This window comes from Streptomyces kanamyceticus, assembly GCF_008704495.1.
GTDB classification, from domain to species: domain Bacteria; phylum Actinomycetota; class Actinomycetes; order Streptomycetales; family Streptomycetaceae; genus Streptomyces; species Streptomyces kanamyceticus.
In genome coordinates this window covers 3,011,781-3,035,419 of sequence record NZ_CP023699.1, presented here as the reverse complement: position 1 = coordinate 3,035,419, position 23,639 = coordinate 3,011,781, and the positions used below count along the sequence as shown (strand labels likewise).

Sequence of the window (23,639 nt, the reverse complement as noted above, 5' to 3'; positions counted from 1 at the left end):
ACGTGACTGAGCTGGACTGAACAGGAGCTGCTGGGTGACGCGTGTGGACGTACGAACCGAATCGGAAGCGGAAGACTCCGGACCCAGCGGCTACGCGGCGGCCCGGCTGCGGCTCCTCCACGAGGGGGCGCGGTCCGGGCCGCCGCGCCGTGCCGCCCTCGCCGACCTCACGGACGAGTGGCTGACCGGTCTCTTCACCGCGGCCGAGGTGCCCCGGGGCGTCTCCCTGGTCGCCGTCGGCGGCTACGGGCGCGGTGAACTCTCCCCGCGCAGCGATCTCGACCTGCTGCTCCTGCACGACGGGAGCGCGGACGGCGCGCTGATCGCCGCCCTCGCGGACCGCCTCTGGTACCCCGTCTGGGACCTCGGGCTCGCCCTCGACCACTCCGTCCGTACGCCCGGTGAGGCGCGCAGGACCGCGGGCGACGACCTCAAGGTGCACCTCGGGCTCCTCGACGCGCGGCATGTCGCGGGGGACCAGGGCCTCACCGCGGGGCTGCGCACCGCCGTCCTCGCCGACTGGCGCAACCAGGCCCCCAAGCGACTGCCCGAGCTGCGCGAACTGTGTGAGGAACGGGCCGAGCGGCAGGGCGAGTTGGGCCACCTCCTCGAACCCGACCTGAAGGAGGCGAGGGGCGGGCTGCGGGACGTCACCGCGCTGCGCGCCGTCGCCGCCTCCTGGCTCGCCGACGCGCCTCGCGAAGGGCTCGACGACGCGCGGCGCCGGCTCCTCGACGTGCGCGACGCGCTGCACCTCGCCACGGGCCGGGCCACCGACCGGCTGGCCCTCCAGGAGCAGGACCAGGTCGCCGCCGAACTCGGGCTGCTCGACGCGGACACGCTGCTGCGTCAGGTGTACGAGTCCGCGCGCGTCGTGTCGTACGCCAGTGATGTCACCTGGCGCGAGGTCGGGCGGGTGCTCAGGGCGCGGGGCGCCAGGCCGCGGCTGCGGGCCATGCTCGGCGGGCGCGGGGCCGCGCTCGGCGGTCGCGGGGCCCTCGCCGCCGAGCGGTCGCCGCTGGCCGAGGGCGTCGTGGAGCACGAAGGGGAGGCCGTCCTCGCGCGGACCGCCAGGCCCGAAAGGGACCCCGTGCTTCCGCTGCGGGCCGCCGCGGCCGCCGCGCAGGCCGGGCTCCCCCTGTCCCTGCACGCGGTGCGGCGGCTCGCGGCCTCGGCAGGGCCGCTGCCCACGCCGTGGCCCGCCGAGGCGCGGGAGCAGCTCGTGACGCTGCTCGGCGCGGGGCGGCCCACCGTGGACGTGTGGGAGGCGCTGGAGGCCGAGGGGCTCATCACGCGGCTGCTGCCGGACTGGGAGCGGGTGCGGTGCCGTCCCCAGCGGAACGCCGTCCACACGTGGACGGTCGACCGGCATCTGGTGGAGACGGCGGTGCGGGCCGCGGAGCTCACCCGGCGGGTGGGGCGGCCCGATCTGTTGTTGGTCGCGGCGCTGCTGCACGACATCGGGAAGGGGTGGCCCGGGGACCACTCCGTGGCCGGGGAGATCATCGCCCGCGATGTCGCCGCGCGGGTCGGGTTCGACCCGGGCGACGTGGCGGTCGTGGCGTGTCTCGTGCGGCACCACCTGCTTCTCGTGGAGACCGCCACGCGGCGGGACCTCGACGATCCCGCGACGGTGCGGGGGGTCGCGGACGTGGTCGGGTCCGTGGGGACGCTGGAACTGCTGCACGCCCTGACCGAGGCGGACGCGCTCGCGACCGGGCCCGCGGCGTGGTCCGCGTGGCGGGGGGCGCTCGTCGGCGATCTGGTGAAGCGGGTCGGGGCCCTGCTCTGCGGGGACGAGCCCGCGGAGCCGGTGGACGTGGCGCCGACGGCCGAGCAGGAGCGGCTCGCGGTGGAGGCGGTGCGGACGGGCGGGCCGGTGCTGGCGTTGCGGGCCCGGACGGAGGGGGCCGCGGGGGCGGCGGCAGCGGAGCCGTTGGGCGTGGAGTTGCTGATCGCCGTGCCGGAGCAGGACGGGGTTCTCTCCGCTGTGGCCGGGGTGCTCGCGTTGCACCGGCTGGCCGTGCGGACCGCGGAGCTTCGGGGGGTGGCGTCGCCGGTCGGGGCCTCGGGGGCCTCGGGGGCCTCGGGAGCCGAGGGGGGTGCGGGTGGGGGTGGTGTGCTGTTGCTGAACTGGCGGGTCGCCGCCGAGTACGGGTCGTTGCCGCAGGCGGCTCGGTTGCGGGCGGATCTGGTGCGGGCGCTCGACGGGTCGCTGGACATCGCGGCGCGCCTTGCGGAGCGGGACGCGGCGTATCCGCGGCGGCGGGGGACGGTGACGCAGGCGCCGGCGGCGCGGGTGACGGTGGCGTCGGCGGGGTCGCGGCTCGCGACGGTGATCGAGGTGCGGGCCCAGGACGCGCCGGGGCTGCTGCATCGGATCGGGCGGGCGTTGGAGGGGGCGGGGGTGGTGGTGCGGAGTGCGCATGTGTCGACGCTTGGGGCCAATGCGGTGGATGCGTTTTATGTGACGGGGGTTGATGGGGGCCGTTGGAGGGGGAGCGGGCTGTGGGGGTGGCTCGGGGGTGGAGGGGGCGTTGAGAGCCTGAGCGGGTTGCCTTGGGCTGGGGTCTGCGCCTTGTTTTCGTCTTGGGGGCGGGGCCGCGGGGGTATGTGCGTACTCGCCATCCCGGGGCGGGAGCTACTGGCCTTGCTTCCTTGCCTCGGTCTCCACTGTGCTCCGTTCGCACATACCCCCACGTCCCCTCGGGAGCGTTCGCGGCTGCGGGCGGGTGGGGGTTCCGTCCCCCCGCCCGCGCCGTGGCTTGTGCTCCCGTCCTCGCTCCTCGGCGACGGGGGCTGTGCCCACCCGTGCCGCCCAGCGGCACGATTGCCCACAGCAGCGCGGGCCCGCAGTCGCCGTCCGGTCTGAGGGGACGTGGCGGTATGTCCGCCCGGAGCACTGGGGGCCTCGTTCCGAGGTGCCCAAGCCGTGGCGGTGCGCCTGGGACGGCGAGGACGGACATACCGCCGCGGCCCCGCCCCACAGCCGAAGCCGAGGCGGGTTGTTCCTACAGGGACGGTCCGTCGCGGAGATACGGGTGGGCGGGTGGGAAAGGTATCCGGCGCGAAGCGGCGGGGTCGGTGCTCCGCCCCGAGGGGCGGTTACGGGGGCGTGAGGCACGGTGCCGGAGTGGTTGGGCCACGGTGGGGAGGGGCCAGGACGGGGGCGTACGCCCCGGGGCGAGGTGGAGCGGAACCGTGCGGAGGAAGGGAAGTCCCGCCCAGAGCCCCAGGCACTGGCACGTGGCAGATACTCTGGAAGGCGACCTGTCAGCCCGCCCCCAGATCCGAGGATTCGCGACCGCCGTGTTCGATACTCTCTCCGACCGCCTCGCAGCGACATTCAAGAACCTCCGGGGCAAGGGCCGCCTGTCCGAGGCGGACATCGACGCCACGGCGCGCGAGATCCGCATCGCCCTGCTCGAGGCGGACGTCGCCCTGCCCGTGGTCCGCGCCTTCATCAAGCAGATCAAGGAGCGCGCGGCCGGCGCCGAGGTCTCCCAGGCGCTCAACCCCGCCCAGCAGGTCATCAAGATCGTCAATGAGGAGCTCATTGGCATTCTGGGTGGCGAGACCCGGCGCCTGCGGTTCGCGAAGACCGCGCCGACGGTCATCATGCTCGCGGGTCTGCAGGGTGCCGGTAAGACGACCCTCGCGGGCAAGCTCGGCCTCTGGCTGAAGGGGCAGGGCCACTCGCCGCTCCTGGTGGCGTGCGACCTGCAGCGTCCCAACGCCGTCAACCAGCTGTCGGTCGTCGCCGAGCGCGCGGGCGTCGGCGTGTACGCCCCGCAGCCGGGCAACGGCGTCGGCGACCCGGTGCAGGTCGCCAAGGACTCCATCGAGTTCGCCAGGACCAAGCAGTACGACGTCGTGGTCGTCGACACCGCCGGTCGCCTCGGCATCGACCAGGAGCTGATGCAGCAGGCCGCGGACATCCGCGACGCCGTCAGCCCCGACGAGGTCCTGTTCGTCGTCGACGCGATGATCGGTCAGGACGCGGTCAACACCGCCGAGGCCTTCCGGGACGGCGTCGGCTTCGACGGCGTGGTCCTGTCGAAGCTCGACGGTGACGCCCGCGGTGGTGCCGCGCTCTCGATCGCGCAGGTCACCGGGCGCCAGATCATGTTCGCCTCGAACGGCGAGAAGCTGGACGAGTTCGACGCGTTCCACCCGGACCGCATGGCGTCCCGCATCCTCGGCATGGGCGACATGCTCACGCTGATCGAGAAGGCCGAGCAGACCTTCTCGCAGCAAGAGGCCGAGAAGATGGCCTCGAAGCTTGCCTCCAAGAAGGGGCAGGACTTCACGCTGGACGACTTCCTGGCCCAGATGGAGCAGGTCAGGAAGATGGGCAGCATCAGCAAGCTGCTCGGGATGATGCCCGGCATGGGGCAGATCAAGGACCAGATCAACAACCTCGACGAGCGCGACGTCGACCGCACCGCCGCCATCATCAAGTCGATGACGCCGGGCGAGCGCCAGGAGCCGACCCTCATCAACGGCTCGCGGCGCGCGCGCATCGCCAAGGGCTCGGGCGTCGAGGTCAGCGCCGTCAAGAACCTGGTGGAGCGGTTCTTCGAGGCGCGGAAGATGATGTCCCGCATGGCTCAGGGCGGCGGCATGCCGGGTATGCCCGGGATGCCGGGCATGGGCGGCGGTCCGGGCAAGCAGAAGAAGAAGCAGAAGCAGGCCAAGGGCAAGCAGCGCTCCGGCAACCCGATGAAGCGCAAGCAGCAGGAGCAGGAGGAGGCCACGCGCCGGGAGCAGGGCGGTCAGCCCGGTGGCGCCTTCGGTCTCCCGGGCGGCCAGGCCGGGCAGGACTTCGAGCTGCCGGACGAGTTCAAGAAGTTCATGGGCTGAGTCCGCGCCGCCGCGCGAGCCTTCTCTCGTACGTACGAGATCCGGGGCGTCCCTCTACGGAGGGGCGCCTCTGGTGCGTTCCGGGAGCGGGTGCCCTGCCGCATTTTGTGACGTAACGTCCGAATATGAGCAACCCTGTGCCGCCGCGCCAGGCGCCCGATCAGCCGTGGCGCTCCGAGGGCGCGCCCCCGCCCGAGCCCACGCCGCCGCCGAAGAAGAAGATGCCGGGCGGCTGGGGGAGTCTGATCCTGACGGCTCTCATCGTCTACCTCATCGCCAACCTCGTGCTGTCCTTCTTCAACGACGGCGACGAGCCGACCATCTCGTACACGGAGTTCAGCAAGCAGGTCGACTCCGGCAACGTCACGAAGATCTACGCCAAGGGCGACGCGATCCAGGGGCAGCTCAAGAAGGAGCAGCCGCAGCCGGACGGTGACAAGGGGAACTACACCAAGTTCACGACGCAGCGTCCCGCCTTCGCCGACGACAAGCTCTGGGACGACCTGACCAAGCACAAGGTCACCGTCACCGCCGAGCCCGTGGTGCAGGAGCGCAGCTTCCTCTCCAACCTGCTCATCTCGCTCGCCCCGATGCTGCTGCTCGTCGTGCTCTGGATCTTCATCGCCCGGCGGATGAGCGGGGGCATGGGCGGCGGTGGCGGCATGCTCGGGCGCAAGGCGCCGCCCAAGCCGGTCGAGCTGGAGCCCGGCGCGAAGCGGACGACGTTCGCGGACGTCGCGGGCATCGACGAGGTCGAGGGCGAGCTCAACGACGTCGTCGACTTCCTCAAGAACCCGGACGCCTATCGCGCGATGGGCGCCAAGATGCCGCGCGGTGTGCTCCTCGCGGGTCCGCCCGGCACCGGCAAGACGCTGCTCGCGCGCGCCGTCGCGGGCGAGGCGGGCGTGCCCTTCTTCTCGGCCTCCGCCTCGGAGTTCATCGAGATGATCGTGGGCGTCGGCGCCTCGCGCGTACGGGAACTCTTCGCCGAGGCCCGCAAGGTCGCCCCCTCGATCATCTTCATCGACGAGATCGACACCATCGGGCGCGCGCGGGGCGGCGGCAGCGGCATGGGCGGGCACGACGAGCGCGAGCAGACCCTGAACCAGATCCTCACCGAGATGGACGGCTTCTCGGGCTCGGAGGGCGTCATCGTGCTGGCCGCCACCAACCGTGCCGACATCCTCGACCCCGCCCTCACCAGGCCGGGACGGTTCGACCGCGTCGTCAACGTCTCGCCCCCCGACCGCGGCGGCCGCGAGGCCATCCTCAAGATCCATACGCGCACCATTCCGCTGGCCGACGACGTCGACCTCGCCCAGGTCGCCCGTACGACCCCGGGCATGACCGGCGCCGAGCTCGCCAACCTCGCCAACGAGGCCGCCCTGCTCGCGGTCAAGCGCAAGCAGAAACAGGTCACGCAGTCCGACCTCTCCGAAGCCATGGAGAAGGTGCAGCTGGGCGCCGAGCGGCCGCTGGTCATGCCGGAGGAGGAGCGCAGGCGCACGGCCTACCACGAGAGCGGTCACGCACTGCTCGGGATGCTGCAGCCCGGTGCCGACCCGGTCCGCAAGATCACGATCGTGCCGCGCGGCCGGGCCCTGGGCGTCACCCTCTCGACCCCGGACTCCGACAAGTACGCCTACACGGAGGATTATCTTCGGGGCCGAATCATCGGTGCCCTAGGAGGCATGGCCGCCGAACACGTCGTCTACGGAGTCATCACCACCGGCGCCGAGAACGACCTGGAACAGGTCACCAACATCGCGCGCGGCATGGTCGGCCGCTGGGGCATGAGCGAGCGCGTCGGCCGCCTCTCGGCCCTCCCGAACGACGCCCAGCAGGCCTACGGGCTCGCGGCCGCCCCGGAGACCCTCGACGCCATCGACGGCGAGATGCGGCGGATCGTCGACGAGTGCTACGAGAGCGCCTGCCGCCAGCTCAGGGAGCACCGCGGGCAACTGGACGACCTGGCGGCGGCGTTGCTGGAGAACGAGACGCTGGAGGAGGCACAGGCGTACCGGGTCGCGGGCGTCACGCGGCTGACCAAGGACAGCTGAGGGCGGATGAGGGCCGTCGAGGACAGCTGGAGGCGGCTGAGGGGCGCGACTACGTCGTACGCGCGATCAGGTACCGGAAGACGTTCGGCATCCACACCGTCCCGTCCCCGCGCCGGTGCGGATGCAGCGCCTCCGCGAGCTCCTTGTCGACCTGCGCCTGGTCCGTCGCGCCCACCGCCGCGTCGAAGAGGCCCGTCGAGAGCAGCCCGCGGGCCGCGCTCGCCACGTTCGCGTACCCGAAGGGGCACGCGACGCGTCCCGAGCCGTCCGGTTTGAGGCCCGCCCGGTGGGCCACCTCCTCCAGGTCGTCCCGCAGCGCCGGGCGCCAACTTCCCGTACTCCGCAGGGGGTCGGCGAGCTTGGTCGCCACCCTCAGGACCGAGGAGGACGCACAGCGCTCCGGAGGACCCCATCCGACGAGCACCACCGGGGTGCCGCGGGCGGCGAGCGGAGCCGCGGCCTCCAGGAGGGCCGAGAGGCCTTCGGAGTCGCCCGCCACGCAGCCGATCGGGTGGAAAGCGGTCACCAGGTTGTACGGCAGGGCGTCCGGGTCCGCGGCGTCCGCGGGATCGCCCGCCACCAGCCGCGTGTCCGTACGCGCGCGTGCGCCCCCCGTGGTGTCAGGCAACAGGCGTTCGCGCGCGAGGGAGAGCCGCTCGGGCGCCGAGGGGTCGACGCCGGTGACCGCGGCGCCCCGTGACGCCGCCATCAGCAGGGCGAGGCCGGAGCCGCACCCGAGACCGAGCAGCCGGGTGCCGGTGCCCACTTCGAGCCGTTCGTAGACCGCTTCGTAGAGCGGGACCAGCATCCGTTCCTGAATCTCCGCCCAGTCACGCGCGCGTGCCCACAGGTCCACACGAGGGGTCGCGCCCGCGTGGAGGTGGTGCGACTGCACGAGCGTTGGTGTCATCGAAAGCGCCCCAATCCGCCGAGAGTTACTGCCGTGCCGGAATTCAACGGTTCGTCCGCCCCCGTGTAGTGCGCTCGCACTCCCCCCGTATGCCAGAGAACTCCGCATCCGTCGTGGCGTCCAGAGGTTGTGGGCCAATGCTTGCGTGCCACCGTTGTGCGCCCCCTGGGTGATAAAGACGCGCGCTCTTCGAAGGGTCGCCCCTACGATGCGCGCCATGGCCAAAACACCCGTTCTCACGCCTCAGGCGGACGATTTCCCGCGCTGGTACCAGGATCTGATCAACAAGGCCGAGCTGGCCGACAACGGCCCGGTGCGCGGCACCATGGTGATCCGACCGTACGGGTACGGCCTGTGGGAGCGGATGCAGCAGGACATGGACGCGCGCATCAAGGCGACCGGCACGCAGAACGCGTACTTTCCCCTCCTCATCCCGCAGTCGTACCTGACCAGGGAGGCCGAGCACGTCGAGGGCTTCGCGCCGGAGCTCGCCGTCGTCACGCACGGCGGCGGCAAGGAGCTGGAGGAGCCGGTCGTCATCCGCCCCACTTCGGAGACGATCGTCAACGAGTACTTCGCCAAGTGGGTGCAGAGCTACCGCGACCTGCCCCTGCTGATCAACCAGTGGGCGAACGTGGTCCGTTGGGAGCTGCGCCCGCGCCTGTTCCTGCGCACGTCGGAGTTCCTCTGGCAGGAGGGCCACACCGCCCACGCGACGTACGAAGAGGCCCGGGACTTCGCCGCCCGCATCCACCGCCACGTCTACGGAGACTTCATGCGCGACGTCCTCGCCATGGACTTCGTGCTCGGCCGCAAGACCGCCAAGGAGCGCTTCGCCGGCGCCGTCAACACCCTCACGCTCGAAGGCATGATGGGCGACGGCAAGGCCCTCCAGCTCGGCACCAGCCACGAGCTCGGCCAGAACTTCGCCCGGGCCTTCCACACCCAGTACCTGTCCAAGGAGGGCAAGCAGGAACTGGTGTGGCAGACCTCCTGGGGCAGTACGACGCGGATGATCGGCGCCCTGGTGATGATGCACGGCGACGACAACGGCCTGCGCGTGCCGCCGCGGCTCGCGCCCGTCCAGGTCGTCGTGCTCGCCATCAAGGGCGACGACGCCGTACTCGCCAAGGTCCGCGAGATCGGCGACACCCTGCGGGCGGCCGGTCTCCGCGTCCAGGTCGACGACCGCACGGACACCCCCTTCGGGCGCCGCGCCGTCGACTGGGAGCTCAAGGGAGTGCCCGTCCGCGTCGAGGTCGGCCCGCGCGACCTGGAGAACGGCACCGCGATGGTGGCCCGCCGCATCCCCGGGGGCAAGGCGCCGGTCGCGATCGACGCCCTCGCCGCGCTGCTGCCCACCGCCCTCGAAGAGGACCAGGCGCTGCTCCTGGCCCAGGCCCGCGAGCGCCGCGAGTCCCGCACCGCGGACGTCGCCACGGTCGACGAGGCGGTGGAAGCCACCGCCGCGGGTGACTGGGCGCGCATCCCTTGGGCCGTGCTCGGCGAAGAAGGCGAGGCCAAGCTTGCCGAGCACGCCGTGACCGTACGGTGTCTGGTCGCCGAGGACGGGGCGGTGCCGGACGCCGACGAGACCCCCGGTAACGTCGCCCTCGTGGCCCGCTCCTACTGAGGAGGGCGCCTCCGGTACCGCCGCGCCCGATCTCGACTCGTATGCCCGCCCCGGCAACACGAGCCCCGGCGCGAGGAGTTGTCCTACGCGCCGGGGCGTACGCGCCACTACGTACCGGCTTGGTGTGAGCTGTGAGGCTTCTCCGCAGATCAGCGCACCCGCCCTCGTCCGGACGCATCAATGGCAACTGACGGGTACGTGCAAATTATTTGAGATGCCCCGGAATGGAACCCCCGGGGCTCCCGGCTCGTTGTTCACGACGTGAGCACGACACCACCTGTTCTCGCCGCAGAGCTGGCACAGGCGTGGGCCGACATTCAGCGGCACCACTCCGAGCTGCCCGACCTTGCCGCGCCCGAATCCCTGATCGGAGAGTCGTCGTCCGCCTGCGGCGCCGAGCTCTCCTTCGAGCGACTGCTTCACGAGGCAGTCCATGGCATCGCCGCCTCGCGCGGCGTACGCGACACCTCACGCGCCGGCCGTTACCACAACCGCAGATTCCTGGCGATCGCCGAGGAGCTGGGTCTTGACCACTCCGAGGAGCCACATCCCAGCAGTGGCTTCTCGCTGGTCATGCTCAACCCCGAGGCGAAGAAGCGCTACCGCCCGACGATCGAGCGCCTGCAGCGTGCCCTGAAGGCACACACGGCGGCGACGACCGCGGACACCGCGCGCAGCTTCCGCGGCCCGGCCGCACGGCACGGCTCCTCCGGGGGCGGCGTCCGCGTGAAGGCGGTCTGCGACTGCGGGCGCAACGTCCGCGTCGTGCCGTCCGTACTGGCCCAGGCGCCGATCATGTGCGGCGGCTGCGGCAAGCCCTTCCGCATCCCGGAGGCGATCGGCGCGGGCGTGGGCTGAGCTGGACCGGGGCGGCCGAACCGGGTTCGGCCGCCCCGGCGGCGTATGGCACAATGGCTAGCTGTACTCGACAGCCGCATAGGACCCCTCTCTCCTCCGGCTGACGCGTCCATCGGGCACTCGAGTACCGCAACCCCACGCGGCATCGTCGTTGTGCCCACCCACGTCAAGACCAGGAGACACCACTCCCGTGGCAGTCAAGATCAAGCTGAAGCGTCTGGGCAAGATCCGTTCGCCTCACTACCGCATCGTCGTCGCCGACTCCCGTACCCGCCGTGACGGCAGGGCCATCGAGGAGATCGGCCTGTACCACCCGGTGCAGAACCCCTCGCGCATCGAGGTCAACTCGGAGCGTGCCCAGTACTGGCTGTCCGTCGGCGCCCAGCCGACCGAGCCGGTCATGGCCATCCTGAAGCTCACCGGTGACTGGCAGAAGCACAAGGGCCTGCCGGCCCCGGCGCCGCTGCTCGTCGCGGAGCCCAAGGACAAGCGCGCCGCGTTCGAGGCCTTCACCAAGGGTCTCGAGGGCGACGACGCCAAGGGCGAGGCCATCACCCAGAAGGCCAAGAAGGCTGACAAGAAGGCGGACGAGGCCGAGGCCGCGTCCACCGAGTCGACCGAGGCCTGAGCATGCTCGAGGAGGCTCTCGAGCACCTCGTGAAGGGCATCGTCGATAACCCCGACGACGTGCAGGTCGCCTCGCGCAACCTGCGTCGCGGACGCGTCCTCGAGGTTCGGGTCCACCCCGACGACCTCGGCAAGGTGATCGGCCGTAACGGCCGCACCGCGCGCGCTCTGCGTACCGTCGTAGGCGCCATCGGCGGCCGCGGTGTCCGCGTCGACCTCGTCGACGTGGACCAGGTTCGCTGAACCGGGTTCGCTGAACCGACAGGGTTCACAGAATCACAGCAGCACCGGCTCGGGCCGGGGAGGGCTTACGAGCCGTCCCCGGCCCGTAGTCGTTGGATGAGGAGAGAACGCAGTGCAGTTGGTAGTCGCCCGCATCGGCCGTGCGCACGGCATCAAGGGTGAAGTCACCGTCGAGGTCCGCACCGACGAGCCGGAGCTGCGGCTCGGGCCCGGTGCCGTGCTCGCCACCGACCCCGCCTCCGTGGGTCCGCTGACCATCGAGACCGGCCGGGTGCACAGCGGCCGCCTGCTGCTGCGCTTCGAGGGCGTGCGGGACCGCACCGGCGCCGAGGCGCTGCGCAACACCCTCCTGATCGCCGCGGTGGACCCGGAGGAGCTCCCGGAGGACCCCGACGAGTACTACGACCACCAGCTGATGGACCTCGACGTGGTCACCAAGGACGGGACCGAGGTCGGCCGGATCACGGAGATCTCGCACCTGCCCTCGCAGGACCTGTTCATCGTGGAGCGCCCCGACGGCAGCGAGGTCATGATCCCCTTCGTCGAGGAGATCGTCACCGAGATCGACCTCGAGGAGCAGAAGGCCGTCATCGACCCGCCGCCCGGGCTGATCGACGACCGCGCCGAGATCGCCTCCGCGCGGGACGACGACGCGGCCTCGGAGGCCAACGCGGCTTCGGAGGGCAACGCGGCTTCGGAGGGAACGGCGTAATGCGGCTCGACGTCGTCACGATCTTCCCCGAGTACCTCGAACCGCTGAACGTCTCCCTCGTGGGCAAGGCACGCGCGCGTGGGCAGCTCGACGTCAACGTGCACGACCTCAGGGAGTGGACGTACGACCGGCACAACACGGTCGACGACACCCCCTACGGCGGCGGCCCCGGCATGGTCATGAAGACCGACCCCTGGGGCGCGGCCCTCGACGACGTGCTCGCCGAGGGGTACGAGGACGGGGCCCACGGGCCCGTCCTGGTCGTCCCCACGCCCAGCGGGCGCCCCTTCACCCAGGAACTCGCCGTGGAGCTCTCCGAGCGGCCCTGGCTGGTCTTCACGCCCGCCCGCTACGAGGGCATCGACCGCCGCGTCATGGACGAGTACGCGACCCGGATGCCCGTCTACGAGGTGTCCATCGGCGACTACGTCCTGGCCGGCGGAGAAGCCGCCGTGCTGGTCGTCACGGAGGCCGTGGCCCGGCTCCTGCCGGGGGTCCTCGGCAACGCCGAGTCCCACAGGGACGACTCCTTCGCCCCCGGAGCCATGGCCAATCTGCTCGAAGGCCCGATCTACACGAAGCCTCCCCAGTGGCGCGGGCACGGCATCCCCGACGTCCTGCTCAGCGGCCACCACGGCAAGATCGCGCGCTGGCGCCGGGACGAGGCGCTGCGGCGCACCACCCGCAACAGGCCCGATCTGATCGAGCGTTGCGACCCAGGAGCCTTCGACAAGAAGGACCGCGAGATGCTCTCGATCCTGGGGTGGCGGCCGGGGCCCGACGGCCGATTTGGGCGAGACCCCGAGGCCGTGGAAGAATAGACCGCTGCTGTACGTCCAGCGTGCGCCCCTGCCACAGGGGGATCGACCGTTGCTCCCCGTGTACCCGGGGATGGTCCAGACGCCCGCCCGACGCGATCAGCTATCGAATCCTTCATCACGAATACCGCTGATGACCTGTGGCATCGGCGAAGAAAGCAGACGATCATGGCTAACCTGCTCGACTCGGTCGACAGCGCGTCGCTGCGCAGCGACATCCCGGCCTTCCGCCCGGGTGACACCGTCAACGTCCACGTGCGCGTCATCGAGGGCAACCGCTCCCGTGTGCAGCAGTTCAAGGGCGTAGTCATCCGTCGCCAGGGTGCCGGCGTGCGCGAGACCTTCACGGTCCGCAAGGTCTCCTTCTCCGTCGGCGTCGAGCGCACCTTCCCGGTGCACACCCCGATCGTCGAGAAGATCGAGCTCGTCACCCGCGGTGACGTGCGTCGCGCGAAGCTGTACTACCTCCGTGACCTGCGCGGCAAGGCCGCGAAGATCAAGGAGAAGCGCGACAGCTGAGGTCCCGCGCGGGTCCACAGCGGGGCCGGATAGCATCTGGCCCCGATGGACACCGAAGCACGGAACACGGAGCGCGACCGCTCCTCCCCACCCTCCGATTCCGGAGACGTCACGCACGTCGCCGAAGAATCCGAGGAGGCGGAGGAACGGTCGCGTTCCGTTTTCATGTCACTGGTCTCCTGGTTGCCCGGCGGCCGGATCACGCTGTCGATCTTGGTGTGCATGGGGTTCCTGCTGCTCCTCAGTACGTTCGTGGTGCAGCCCTTCCAGATCCCGAGCGGCTCCATGGAGCCCGCGTTCCGGGTCGGGGACCGGGTACTCGTCAACAAGTTGGCGTACCGTTTCGGTTCCGAGCCGCAGCGGGGTGACGCGGTCGTCTTCGACGGCAGCGGGTACTTCGGAGACGCCAACTACATCAAGCGGGTCGTGGGCACAGGGGGAGACCGGGTGGTCTGCTGCGACAGGCGGGGGAGGGTCAAGGTGAACGGCGAGCCCATCGACGAGCCGTACCTGTACCCCGGGGACACCCCCTCCCAGGTGCCCTTCGAAGTCGTCGTCCCCGAAGGCAGCCTCTTCCTCCTCGGCGATCACCGCAGCGACTCCCGGGACTCGCGCGACCACCTGGGGCAGCCCGGCGGCGGCATGATCCCGGTGGACGAGGTGATCGGCAGGGCCGACTGGATCGCCTGGCCGGCCGGACACTGGACCTCCCTGAAGCGTCCCGAGAGCTACGCGCGCGTGCCGGCACCAGGCGGCGCACATGGGTAGCCGCGGACGCACTCGCTCCGACTCCGGTCACCACGGGGCTGACACCCCCCTGCCCACCGGGTCCCGGCCGACCGGCGAGCCCGCACGGCCGGGCAGGGCGGAGCGGCGCAAGCTCGCCAAGAAGGTCAAGCGGCGCAGGCGGCGTTCGGCGATCAAGGAGATACCCCTCCTCATAGGTGTGGCGCTGCTGATAGCCCTCGTCCTGAAGACCTTCCTGGTGCAGGCCTTCGTGATTCCCTCGGGCTCCATGGAGCAGACGATCCGGATCGGCGACCGGGTCCTGGTGGACAAGCTCACCCCCTGGTTCGGGTCGAAGCCGTCGCGCGGGGACGTCGTCGTGTTCAAGGACCCGGGCAACTGGCTCGAAGAGGAACAGGGCAAGAAGAAGGACCCCCCTGTCGTCGTCAAGCAGATCAAGGAAGGGCTCACCCAGATCGGGCTGCTGCCCTCCGACAGCGAACGGGACCTGATCAAGCGCGTGATCGGCGTCGGCGGCGACACCGTGAAGTGCTGTGACAAGAACGGCAAGGTCACCGTCAACGGAGTGGCGCTCGACGAGCCGTACATCCACCCCGGTGACAAGCCGTCGGCCTTCGAGTTCACGGTGAAGGTCCCCAAGGGCCGCCTCTTCATGATGGGCGACCACCGCAGCGACTCGGCCGACTCCCGGTTCCACCGCACCGAGAAGTTCAGCGGCACCGTCTCCGAGGACGAGGTGGTGGGACGGGCGATCGTCATCGCCTGGCCCTTCGGCCACTGGCGCAAGCTGGAGGAGCCGGACACCTTCGCGTCCCTGGCCGACGCGCGCCAGGGATCGGACGTCGTCACAGGGGCGTCGCATAGGGTGGCCCCCGGCGATCGATACGGATTGATCCGACTCCCGACCCCTGCGGAACTCCCGCTCGTTATGGGAGTGGTGGGCCTGCATCGCATCTGGGGCAGGCGGCGGCACGGACTGAGGAGTGGATGTGGGGGATTTGGCGGTCGGCGCACGATCCGGACACGAAGGGCCCGAGGAGCGGCCGGGGCGATCCGACGAGCCGGTCGGCGAGGCCGTCGCGGACGGCACGAACCCCGGGAGTGACGCCGTGGACGGCGGCGACGAGGCGAAGGGCGAGCAGGGCGGCAAGCCGCCCAAGAAGGCCCGTTCCTTCTGGAAGGAGCTTCCGCTCCTCATCGGCATCGCGCTGGTCCTCGCGCTGGTCATCAAGACCTTCCTGGTCCAGGCGTTCTCCATCCCGTCCGACTCGATGCAGAACACGCTGCAGCAGGGCGACCGCGTCCTCGTCGACAAGCTGACGCCGTGGTTCGGCTCCGAGCCCGAGCGCGGCGAGGTCGTGGTCTTCCGGGATCCGGGCCACTGGCTGGACGGCGAGCCGACCCCCGACCCGAACGCGATCCAGCGGGTCCTCGGCTGGGTCGGTCTGATGCCGTCCGCCGACGAGAAGGACCTGATCAAGCGCGTGATCGGGGTCGGCGGCGACACCGTGGAGTGCAAGGGCACCGGACCGGTGAAGGTCAACGGCAAGGCGCTGAACGAGCCGTACGTCTTCGCGGGGAACACCCCGTGCAGCGTCGACGACCAGGGCGGCCAGTTCAAGGTCACCGTGCCCAAGGGCAAAATCTGGGTCATGGGTGACCACCGGCAGAACTCGCTGGACTCCCGCTACCACCAGAACCAGCCGGGGGGCGGCGCCGTCCCCGTGGACAACGTCGTGGGCCGCGCCATCGTGATCGCCTGGCCGCCCACCCGCTGGGCCACGCTGCCCAAGCCGGACACCTTCGACCAGCCGGGCATCAACGCGCTGTCGAGCGCGGCGCCCGGCGTCCTCGGACTCGCCGGTGCGGTGCCGATCGTGCTGTGGCGCAGGCGGCGTCTCACGGTCGCGGCCGCCCAGGGCGCGAGGGTTTCTGGCGGAGGTACCGCCAGGTAGGGTGCCGTCCCAGATCGCCGATCTTCCGCCGTCCGTGGGTACGGACGGCGGGGTCGTCTCCGAGACGGGGGAGCACCGGGATGAGCAGGACACGTCGTACGGACGAGGGTCACGGACGGCTCGGCAGCGTGCTGTCGGGTGTCGCCGTGGCCCTCGGCTGTGTGCTCTTCCTCGGTGGTTTCGTCTGGGGCGCCGTCCTGTACCAGCCGTACACCGTCCCCACCGGATCCATGACGCCGACCATCGGATCCGGCGACCGGGTCCTCGCCCAGCGGATCGACGGCGACGACGTGCGCCGCGGTGACGTCGTCGTCTTCAAGCAGTCGACCTGGGGCGACCTGCCGATGGTCAAGCGCGTGGTCGGAGTGGGCGGCGACCGGATCGCCTGTTGCGAGGACGGCAAGCTGACCGTCAACGGCAAAGAAGTCGCAGAACCGTATCTCCCCGACGGCACGGGCGCTTCCGCGACCGGCATCCCCACCACGACCGTGCCCAAGGGCCGCCTCTTCCTGCTCGGCGACGAGCGCAGCGGCTCCCTGGACTCCAGCGTGCACCTGGGCGACAGCGACCATGGCTCCGTGCCGCGCGACGCGGTGAAGGCACGGGTCGACGCGGTGGCCTGGCCGATGGGCAAGTTCGGGATGCTCGAACGTCCGGACGGCTTCGCGCAGATGCCGGGCGGCATCTCCGAGCCGGGCCCGCTGCGGATGGTGCTGGCCGCGGTGGTGGTCGGCGTGGTGCTCGTCCTGGGCGGCGCCGCGTACGGTCCGGTGGCCAAGCGGCTCGGCCGCAGGCGCGAGGCGAGCCGTACGAGGGCGGTGACCGGTGCGAGCTGAGGAGACCGGGTCGTCTACGACCTCCGAATCCGGGCGGCCGCTGCGCAGGGTCGCCAGGGTGGTGCTGCTCGATCCCGACGACCGCATCCTGCTGCTGCACGGCTACGAGCCCGCGGATCCGGCCGACGACTGGTGGTTCACGCCGGGCGGCGGTCTGGAGGGCGACGAGACGCACGAGCAGGCGGCCCTGCGTGAGCTGCGCGAAGAGACGGGCGTCACGGACGTCGAGCTCGGCCCCGTCCTGTGGCAGCGGATCTGCTCCTTCCCGTTCGACGGGCGGCGCTGGGACCAGGACGAGTGGTACTTCCTGGCGCGTACGTCACAGACGGCGACAGCTCCCGAAGGGCTGACGGAGCTGGAACGACGCAGTGTCGCCGGAGCACGTTGGTGGTCGTGCCGGGAACTGACCGAGGCTCATGAGACGGTGTATCCGACCAGGCTCGCCGAGCTGCTTCGCAGACTGCTCGACGAGGGGCCCCCGAAGAGGCCCGAGATCCTCGACACGGAAATCGTGTAGGGGCTCGCGGGGCTGACGCACAATAGGGGGACGCACGGCTGAAGGGGAACATGCCATGAGCGCCGAGGACCTCGAGAAGTACGAGACCGAGATGGAGCTGAAGCTCTACCGGGAGTACCGCGATGTCGTCGGTCTGTTCAAATATGTGATCGAGACCGAACGGCGCTTCTACCTCACCAACGACTACGAGATGCAGGTGCACTCGGTCCAGGGTGAGGTTTTCTTCGAGGTATCCATGGCGGATGCCTGGGTGTGGGACATGTACAGGCCCGCCCGGTTCGTGAAGCAGGTCAGGGTACTCACGTTCAAGGACGTGAACATCGAGGAGCTCAACAAGAGCGATCTCGAGCTGCCGGGAGGCTGAGTTCACTCGCCGGGGTGGCGGAGTTTTCCACAACCGGCGAGTAATGCACCAAGATCCAATAGGTGCGGGCTGATCCGTGACGGTGGGTGCCGGAGGTGGTGCCCACATGAACGCACGAGGAGCACTCGGAAAGTACGGCGAAGAACTGGCCGCGCGGCGGCTGGTCGAGTCCGGCATGACGGTTCTGGAGCGCAACTGGCGCGCGGGCCGAATCGGTGAGATCGACATCGTGGCGATGGACGGCGAGGCCCTCGTCGTCTGCGAGGTCAAGACGCGCAGGGCGGGCCTCGCGGGCACGCCCTTCGAATATCCGATGGCGGCCGTGAGCCCGGTCAAGGCGGCCCGGCTCAGGCGGCTCGCCGAGCACTGGATCGAGGAACGCGGCGGCCCACCACCCGGCGGCGTCCGCATCGACCTGGTCGGCGTGCTGCTCCCCCGGCGCGGCGCTCCCCTCGTCGAGCATGCGCGGGGGGTGGCCTGATGGGATTCGCGCGTACGTGTTCCGTGGCCCTGGTCGGCGTCGAGGGCGTGGTCGTCGAGGTGCAGGCCGATCTGGAGCCCGGCGTCGCCGCCTTCACACTGGTGGGGCTGCCGGACAAGAGCCTGAGTGAGAGTCGCGACCGGGTCAGGGCGGCCGTGGTCAATTCGGGCGGTGAGTGGCCCCAGAAGAAGCTCACGGTGGGACTGAGCCCGGCGTCGGTGCCCAAGGGCGGCAGCGGATTCGATCTCGCGGTCGCCTGTGCCGTGCTCGGGGCCGCGGAGCGGATCGACCCGCGCGTGCTCGCCGACATCGTCATGATCGGGGAGCTGGGCCTGGACGGGCGGGTGCGGCCGGTGCGCGGCGTGCTGCCCGCGGTCCTCGCGGCGGCCGACGCGGGGTACGAACAGGTCGTCGTCCCCGAGTGCACGGCGGCCGAAGCCTCGCTCGTGCCCGGCATCTCGGTCCTCGGCGTACGCAGTCTGCGGCAGCTCATCGCCGTCCTCACCGACGAGCCGGTGCCCGAGGAGGAACCGGTGGAGCCGGGGCGGCCCGACCCGATGCTCGCGGGCCTCTGCGTGCCGGGAACGGGCATGGGCACGGGACTGAGCGGCGCCTCGGACGACGCCCACGCGCTGGACCTGACCGAGGTCGTGGGACAGACGGCGGCACGGACCGCCTTGGAGGTGGCCGCCGCAGGGGCGCACCACCTCTTTCTGCAGGGGCCGCCGGGAGCGGGCAAGACGATGCTCGCGGAGCGGCTGCCCGCGATCCTGCCCCGGCTCTCCCGTGAGGAGTCGCTCGAGGTCACGGCGGTGCACTCGGTGGCGGGCATGCTGCCGCCCGGCAGACCGCTGGTGGACGTCGCGCCGTACTGCGCGCCGCACCACTCGGCGACGATGCAGTCGCTCGTGGGCGGCGGGAAGGGGATCGCGCGGCCGGGGGCCGTTTCGCTGGCTCATCGCGGCGTGCTCTTTCTGGACGAGGCACCGGAGTTCAGCAGCCAGTCCCTGGACTCCCTGCGCCAGCCCCTCGAATCCGGTCATGTGGTGATCGCCCGAAGCGCCGGGGTGGTGCGGCTGCCCGCCCGATTCCTGATGGTGCTCGCGGCCAACCCCTGCCCCTGCGGTCGGCACACGCTCCTGGGGGACGGCTGCGAGTGCAGCGCCTCCGTCGTCCGCCGATACCAGGGGCGGCTCTCCGGTCCACTGCTCGACCGGGTCGATCTGAAGGTGGAGGTGGAGCCTGTCACCCGGTCCGAGCTGGCGGGGCACGGCATCGCGGGAGACTCCACGCGCACCGTGGCCGACCGGGTGCGCACCGCGCGCGAGAGAGCGGCCGCCAGGCTGGCCGGTACGGGCTGGCGGACGAACAGCGAGGTCCCCGGACACGCGCTGCGCACCCGCTGGCCCGCCGAGCCCGGCGCCCTGGACGCGGCCGAGCTCGACCTGGAGCGCGGCTTCCTGACCGCCCGCGGGCTCGACCGGGTGCTGCGGGTCGCGTGGACCGTCGCGGATCTCGCGGGGCGCGACCGGCCCGGCGTGCACGACGTGGCCCTGGCGCTGCAGCTGCGTACCGGCATCGCGCGGGGCGTGCCGATGGCGATCGGGTCGGGGGCGTGACCGGTGGATCCGCGCCGGACGAGGAGCGGCTCGCACGGGTCGCGCTGACGCGGGTGCTCGAACCGGGGGACGCCGTGGGCGGGCGGTGGCTTCGCGAGGCGGGTGCCGTCGAGGTGCTGCGCCGGATCAGCGCGGGGGAGGAGCGGTTCTCCGGCGTGACAGGACGCAGATGGGCAGGTCTTGGCGCGCGGGCCGCCAAGGTCCGGCCCGCGCGGGACCTCGAGTCGGCGCGGGACGTCGGGGCGCGCTTCGTGGTCCCCGGGGACGCGGAGTGGCCGGTGCCGCTGGACGACCTGGGGGATGCGCGACCGATCGGGCTCTGGGTGCGCGGGCGGCCCTCCCTGCGGATATGGGCGCTGCGGTCGGTGGCCGTCGTGGGCGCGAGGGCCTGCACGGAGTACGGCGCGCACATGGCGGCCGGGCTCGCCGCGGGGCTCGCGGAGCGCGGCTGGGTCGTGGTGTCCGGTGGGGCGTACGGCGTGGACGGCGCGGCGCACCGGGGAGCCCTCGGCGCCGGTGGGGCCACCGTGGCGGTGCTCGCGTGCGGGGTGGACAGGACCTATCCGCGCGGACACGCCCAGTTGCTCGGGCGGATCGCGGAACAGGGGCTCGTGGTCGGGGAGTTGCCGCCGGGTGATCATCCGACGCCGAGCCGGTTCATCCTGCGGAACAGGGTGATCGCCGCGCTGACCCGGGGCACGGTGGTGGTCGAGGCCGCCTACCGCAGTGGTGCGCTGGTCACGGCGCGCGGTGCCCAGGAGTTGGGGCGCTTCACGATGGGGGTGCCGGGGCCCGCGACCAGCGGCCTCTCCGCGGGGGTGCACGAACTGCTGCGGGGGGACGGCGTCCTCGTGACCGATGCCGCGGAAGTCGTCGAGCTGGTCGGGGACATGGGTGAGCTCGCGCCGGAGCGGCGGGGCCCCGTCGTCCCGCGAGACCTGCTCGCCCCGGGAGCGGCCCGTGTCCTGGCCGCGCTGCCAGGGCGGGGGTGCGCTCGGGCGCGGGACATCGCGCGCGACGCGGGCACGACGACGGACGACGCCGTAAGCCGACTGTACGAGCTTCGCTCTCTCGGGTTCGTCGAACGACACGGCGACGGCTGGCAGTTGACACGCCAGGCGTTTCTGTCCGTCTCCACCGCTGGAGGTGAATCGTGACCGAGCGTGTTCCGCCGGATGGACGGCACCCGACGACCTTGGGAAATCGGGCAGTTGATACTTCGGATCCGTCACTCAGGGCGACGGAATCGACTCCTTGGTGCACCCAGCGGAACGTATCTGCGCACTCAGGATCCCATAGCCTTCGCACACTGCGACACTTCAGTCACGCTACGCTCACAAGGATTCCGACGCGTACAGGCGACCAGACGGACAACCTCATTCATTCCACGCAAGATCTCCACCGCACCGGAGCGAGCGGCACCGGCGAGTCCGTCGGGCCGAGCGACCTCACCGACCCACGCGACCTCAACAGTTCACGGCAGAACGGCTCAAGGCGACGAATGCCCCAGCACACCTCAGGGTCCGACCGGGCGGCGGTTCCCCCCGCCGCCCGTAGCGGGGAGCGGGAGCGGCCCCCCGCGCCCTCGTCGCTGGACGAGTTGTGGCGGTCGTACAAGGAGACCGGGGACGGGCGGCTGCGGGAGCAGCTGATCCTGCACTACTCGCCGCTGGTGAAGTACGTCGCGGGGCGGGTGAGCGTGGGGCTGCCGCCCAATGTGGAGCAGGCCGACTTCGTCTCGTCCGGGGTGTTCGGTCTGATCGACGCCATCGAGAAGTTCGACATCGAGCGGTCCATCAAGTTCGAGACGTACGCGATCACCCGCATTCGCGGGGCGATGATCGACGAACTGCGGGCGCTCGACTGGATCCCGCGCTCCGTGCGGCAGAAGGCGCGCAACGTGGAGCGGGCCTACGCCACGCTGGAGGCCCAGCTCCGCAGGACGCCGTCGGAGAGCGAGGTCGCCTCGGAGATGGGGATCGCGCTGGAGGAACTGCACGCCGTTTTCAGCCAGTTGTCGCTGGCGAACGTGGTGGCGCTGGAGGAGTTGCTGCACGCCGGAGGGGACGGCGGTGACCGCCTCAGCCTCATGGACACCCTTGAGGACCACGCGGCCGACAACCCCGTCGAGGTCGCGGAGGACCGGGAGCTGCGCAGGCTGCTCGCGCGGGCGATCAACACGCTGCCGGAGCGCGAGAAGACCGTCGTGACGCTCTACTACTACGAAGGGCTCACGCTCGCCGAGATCGGCAACGTGCTCGGCGTGACCGAGAGCCGGGTGAGCCAGATCCACACGAAGTCCGTGCTGCAGCTGCGGGCGAAGCTGGCGAGTTTCGGGCGCTGAGGGGCGCTGAATCGTCCCTGCCCCAGCGGTGTGAGCGGGGAGTCACTCCCGCGCGGGGCGTCCCGTCCGTAAAGTGGAGCTGTGCCAAGGATTCGAGCGGCCTCTGTGGCCGAGCACCGGTCGATGCAGCGCGGCGCCCTGCTGGACGCTGCGCGATCCCTGCTGTCCGAAGGCGGTACGGAGGCGCTGACCTTCCCCGCACTCGCCGAGCGCACCGGGCTCGCCCGGTCGTCCGTCTACGAGTACTTCCGGTCACGGGCCGCCGTGGTGGAAGAGCTGTGCGAGGTCGACTTCCCCGTCTGGGCCGCGGAGGTCTCCGCGGCGATGGAGGGGGCGGAATCGGCCGAGGGCAAGGTCGAGGCGTACGTGCGCCGGCAGCTGGCCCTGGTCGGTGACCGGCGCCACCGCGCGGTTGTGGCCATCTCCGCCAGCGAGCTCGACGCCGGTGCCAGGGAGAAGATCCGCGCCGCGCACGGCGGGCTCATCGCGATGATCGTCGAGGCGCTCGAGACGCTGGGGCACGAGCAGCCCCGGCTCGCGGCGATGCTGCTGCAGGGCGTCGTGGACGCGGCGGTGCGGCGGATCGAGCTCGGCGCGGCGGAGGATCCGACCGCCATCACCGAGGCGGCCGTCGCCATGGCGCTGCGGGGCGTGCGGGGCTGAGGCCCTCACCGCGGGGGTGTCCCGCCCTCGTCTCACCACGGGGGTGCTCCCGTCATGGGCAGGAGCCGTGACGGGCCCCGGCGCAGGAGCCACGGGGGCAGCAAGGTCAGCGGGTTGAGGTAGGTCTCGGACCGGAGCAGGCCCCAGTGGAGGCAGCTGCCGGGGCAGTGGCCCGTCGGCGCCTCCAGGACGCCCACCGTGTCGCCCGGGGTGACCTCGGCGCCCTTCTTCAGGGTCGCCCGCACCGGTTCGTAGGTGGTGCGCAGAGGCGGATCCCCCGTGCCGTCCAGTTCCACCGAGACCACGCCCCGGCCCGCCACGCGGCCCGCGAAGGAGATCCGGCCCGCGGCGACCGCGCGCACCGGGGTGCCCGCGGGGGCGGAGAGGTCCACGCCGCGGTGGCCCGCTGTGTAGTCCGTCGCCGGGGGGTCCCAGCCCCGTACGACCGCGGGGCGGGCGCCCACCGGCCAGGTCGTGGCTTGCGGCGTCGGGGCGGCCGGTGGGGCGGCGGGCTGGGGCAGGAAGGTCGCGAGCAGGGCCGCCAGCGTGGGCAGCAGCAGTTCCAGGTGCGTGAGAGCCATGCGAGAAGCGTTCCGTGCCGGGCCGCGCCGTGGGGATCTTGGTCCGGATCTGGGGATTACCGGCCGGTTGTGGACAGCCGTGTCACCCGGTCGTGGACAGACATGTCACCCGGTCGTGGACAAGCCGCGTCACCCGGTCGTGGAGGCCCGCGCGGCGGAGCTCGGCCGGTCAGGAAGAGGGCTCGGGAGGTCAGGGGCAGTGGCGTCACCCGCCGCCTCGCGGGTCCCGTACACTTCTTGTGGCGATCCGGGTCACCGGGTCGACTTCGCACGCCCCGACATCTGGCCA

Annotated in this window: 23 protein-coding genes; 21 read left to right on the top strand and 2 right to left on the bottom strand. The window is 71.2% G+C overall.

All coding sequences use genetic code 11. From position 1 onward, the window contains the following. Positions 1–34 precede the first annotated feature (34 nt). From CP970_RS12105 to ftsH, 3 genes are all read left to right on the top strand, one after another. Positions 35–2,872 (top strand): [protein-PII] uridylyltransferase, encoded by a 2,838-nt coding sequence (locus CP970_RS12105; protein WP_398654969.1) that lies wholly within the window; start codon positions 35–37, stop codon positions 2,870–2,872. Between the two features lie 437 nt (positions 2,873–3,309). Then, complete coding sequence (ffh, locus tag CP970_RS12100) at positions 3,310–4,863, top strand: signal recognition particle protein (RefSeq protein ID WP_055552788.1); 1,554 nt, start codon at positions 3,310–3,312, stop codon at positions 4,861–4,863. 125 nt (positions 4,864–4,988) lie between these two features. After that, positions 4,989–6,923: an ATP-dependent zinc metalloprotease FtsH gene (gene ftsH, locus CP970_RS12095; protein WP_055552790.1), complete on the top strand. Its 1,935-nt coding sequence runs from the start codon at positions 4,989–4,991 to the stop codon at positions 6,921–6,923. Positions 6,924–6,972: 49 nt separating this feature from the next. Here the strand turns inward: ftsH and CP970_RS12090 are convergent, their stop codons facing one another. Further along, positions 6,973–7,833 carry a methyltransferase domain-containing protein gene (locus CP970_RS12090; protein ID WP_055552792.1) on the bottom strand — a complete coding sequence of 287 codons (861 nt, stop codon included), beginning with the start codon at positions 7,831–7,833 and terminating at the stop codon, positions 6,973–6,975. Between the two features lie 217 nt (positions 7,834–8,050). On the opposite strand from CP970_RS12090, the gene proS reads away from it, so the two are divergent. From proS to CP970_RS12000, 18 genes are all read left to right on the top strand, one after another. After that, the gene (gene proS, locus CP970_RS12085; protein WP_055552819.1) at positions 8,051–9,466 is read left to right on the top strand and encodes a proline--tRNA ligase; all 1,416 of its coding nucleotides are present in this window, start codon (positions 8,051–8,053) and stop codon (positions 9,464–9,466) included. Between the two features lie 261 nt (positions 9,467–9,727). Continuing rightward, positions 9,728–10,324, top strand: a complete 597-nt coding sequence (locus tag CP970_RS12080; protein WP_055552794.1) for a hypothetical protein — start codon at positions 9,728–9,730, stop codon at positions 10,322–10,324. 190 nt (positions 10,325–10,514) lie between these two features. Next, a complete protein-coding gene (gene rpsP / locus CP970_RS12075; protein WP_055552796.1) occupies positions 10,515–10,952 on the top strand; it encodes a 30S ribosomal protein S16 in 438 nt (145 codons plus the stop codon). A 2-nt stretch (positions 10,953–10,954) separates the two neighbouring features. Further along, the gene (locus tag CP970_RS12070; protein ID WP_014176063.1) at positions 10,955–11,194 is read left to right on the top strand and encodes an RNA-binding protein; all 240 of its coding nucleotides are present in this window, start codon (positions 10,955–10,957) and stop codon (positions 11,192–11,194) included. Positions 11,195–11,306: 112 nt separating this feature from the next. Then, a complete protein-coding gene (gene rimM / locus CP970_RS12065; RefSeq protein ID WP_055552798.1) occupies positions 11,307–11,906 on the top strand; it encodes a ribosome maturation factor RimM in 600 nt (199 codons plus the stop codon). Next, positions 11,906–12,727 carry a tRNA (guanosine(37)-N1)-methyltransferase TrmD gene (trmD, locus tag CP970_RS12060; protein WP_055552800.1) on the top strand — a complete coding sequence of 274 codons (822 nt, stop codon included), beginning with the start codon at positions 11,906–11,908 and terminating at the stop codon, positions 12,725–12,727. The genes rimM and trmD overlap by 1 nt, the downstream gene beginning before the upstream one ends. 165 nt (positions 12,728–12,892) lie before the next feature. Continuing rightward, complete coding sequence (gene rplS / locus CP970_RS12055) at positions 12,893–13,243, top strand: 50S ribosomal protein L19 (RefSeq protein ID WP_055529866.1); 351 nt, start codon at positions 12,893–12,895, stop codon at positions 13,241–13,243. 45 nt (positions 13,244–13,288) lie between these two features. Beyond that, complete coding sequence (gene lepB, locus CP970_RS12050; RefSeq protein ID WP_055552803.1) at positions 13,289–14,011, top strand: signal peptidase I; 723 nt, start codon at positions 13,289–13,291, stop codon at positions 14,009–14,011. After that, positions 14,004–15,095, top strand: coding sequence for a signal peptidase I (lepB, locus tag CP970_RS12045; RefSeq protein ID WP_055552805.1), 1,092 nt, complete (start codon positions 14,004–14,006; stop codon positions 15,093–15,095). Before lepB (CP970_RS12050) ends, lepB (CP970_RS12045) begins: the two co-directional genes overlap by 8 nt. Beyond that, complete coding sequence (gene lepB / locus CP970_RS12040; protein ID WP_079043837.1) at positions 14,980–15,945, top strand: signal peptidase I; 966 nt, start codon at positions 14,980–14,982, stop codon at positions 15,943–15,945. Before lepB (CP970_RS12045) ends, lepB (CP970_RS12040) begins: the two co-directional genes overlap by 116 nt. Positions 15,946–16,025: 80 nt before the next feature. Continuing rightward, positions 16,026–16,781, top strand: a complete 756-nt coding sequence (gene lepB / locus CP970_RS12035) for a signal peptidase I (RefSeq protein WP_055552807.1) — start codon at positions 16,026–16,028, stop codon at positions 16,779–16,781. Beyond that, complete coding sequence (locus CP970_RS12030; RefSeq protein ID WP_055552809.1) at positions 16,771–17,298, top strand: NUDIX hydrolase; 528 nt, start codon at positions 16,771–16,773, stop codon at positions 17,296–17,298. The genes lepB (CP970_RS12035) and CP970_RS12030 overlap by 11 nt, the downstream gene beginning before the upstream one ends. 55 nt (positions 17,299–17,353) lie before the next feature. Beyond that, positions 17,354–17,662, top strand: a complete 309-nt coding sequence (locus tag CP970_RS12025) for a DUF2469 domain-containing protein (protein WP_003965949.1) — start codon at positions 17,354–17,356, stop codon at positions 17,660–17,662. A gap of 76 nt (positions 17,663–17,738) precedes the next feature. Next, positions 17,739–18,143, top strand: a complete 405-nt coding sequence (locus tag CP970_RS12020) for a YraN family protein (protein ID WP_079043838.1) — start codon at positions 17,739–17,741, stop codon at positions 18,141–18,143. Continuing rightward, entirely contained in the window at positions 18,143–19,762 is a 1,620-nt protein-coding gene (locus CP970_RS12015) for a YifB family Mg chelatase-like AAA ATPase (RefSeq protein WP_055552813.1), read from the top strand. Before CP970_RS12020 ends, CP970_RS12015 begins: the two co-directional genes overlap by 1 nt. Next, entirely contained in the window at positions 19,759–20,919 is a 1,161-nt protein-coding gene (dprA, locus tag CP970_RS12010) for a DNA-processing protein DprA (protein WP_055552815.1), read from the top strand. Before CP970_RS12015 ends, dprA begins: the two co-directional genes overlap by 4 nt. A gap of 344 nt (positions 20,920–21,263) precedes the next feature. Beyond that, positions 21,264–22,106 (top strand): RNA polymerase sigma factor WhiG, encoded by an 843-nt coding sequence (gene whiG / locus CP970_RS12005; RefSeq protein ID WP_055552817.1) that lies wholly within the window; start codon positions 21,264–21,266, stop codon positions 22,104–22,106. A gap of 105 nt (positions 22,107–22,211) precedes the next feature. Beyond that, entirely contained in the window at positions 22,212–22,769 is a 558-nt protein-coding gene (locus CP970_RS12000) for a TetR/AcrR family transcriptional regulator (protein ID WP_150494774.1), read from the top strand. Between the two features lie 32 nt (positions 22,770–22,801). On the opposite strand, the gene CP970_RS11995 is transcribed toward CP970_RS12000, so the two are convergent. Beyond that, positions 22,802–23,350, bottom strand: coding sequence for a M23 family metallopeptidase (locus tag CP970_RS11995; protein ID WP_150493274.1), 549 nt, complete (start codon positions 23,348–23,350; stop codon positions 22,802–22,804). Positions 23,351–23,639: the final 289 nt, after the last annotated feature.

What these genes read in the sequence shown, in the direction of transcription:
- ftsH (WP_055552790.1), top strand. Translation starts at nt 4,989, where the DNA reads ATGAGCAACCCTGTGCCGCCGCGCCAGGCGCCCGATCAGCCGTGGCGC.
- CP970_RS12090 (WP_055552792.1), bottom strand. Translation starts at nt 7,833, where the DNA reads ATGACACCAACGCTCGTGCAGTCGCACCACCTCCACGCGGGCGCGACC.
- proS (WP_055552819.1), top strand. Translation starts at nt 8,051, where the DNA reads ATGGCCAAAACACCCGTTCTCACGCCTCAGGCGGACGATTTCCCGCGC.
- CP970_RS12070 (WP_014176063.1), top strand. Translation starts at nt 10,955, where the DNA reads ATGCTCGAGGAGGCTCTCGAGCACCTCGTGAAGGGCATCGTCGATAAC.
- trmD (WP_055552800.1), top strand. Translation starts at nt 11,906, where the DNA reads ATGCGGCTCGACGTCGTCACGATCTTCCCCGAGTACCTCGAACCGCTG.
- rplS (WP_055529866.1), top strand. Translation starts at nt 12,893, where the DNA reads ATGGCTAACCTGCTCGACTCGGTCGACAGCGCGTCGCTGCGCAGCGAC.
- lepB (WP_055552803.1), top strand. Translation starts at nt 13,289, where the DNA reads ATGGACACCGAAGCACGGAACACGGAGCGCGACCGCTCCTCCCCACCC.
- lepB (WP_055552805.1), top strand. Translation starts at nt 14,004, where the DNA reads ATGGGTAGCCGCGGACGCACTCGCTCCGACTCCGGTCACCACGGGGCT.
- lepB (WP_055552807.1), top strand. Translation starts at nt 16,026, where the DNA reads ATGAGCAGGACACGTCGTACGGACGAGGGTCACGGACGGCTCGGCAGC.
- CP970_RS12025 (WP_003965949.1), top strand. Translation starts at nt 17,354, where the DNA reads ATGAGCGCCGAGGACCTCGAGAAGTACGAGACCGAGATGGAGCTGAAG.
- CP970_RS12015 (WP_055552813.1), top strand. Translation starts at nt 18,143, where the DNA reads ATGGGATTCGCGCGTACGTGTTCCGTGGCCCTGGTCGGCGTCGAGGGC.
- whiG (WP_055552817.1), top strand. Translation starts at nt 21,264, where the DNA reads ATGCCCCAGCACACCTCAGGGTCCGACCGGGCGGCGGTTCCCCCCGCC.
- CP970_RS11995 (WP_150493274.1), bottom strand. Translation starts at nt 23,350, where the DNA reads ATGGCTCTCACGCACCTGGAACTGCTGCTGCCCACGCTGGCGGCCCTG.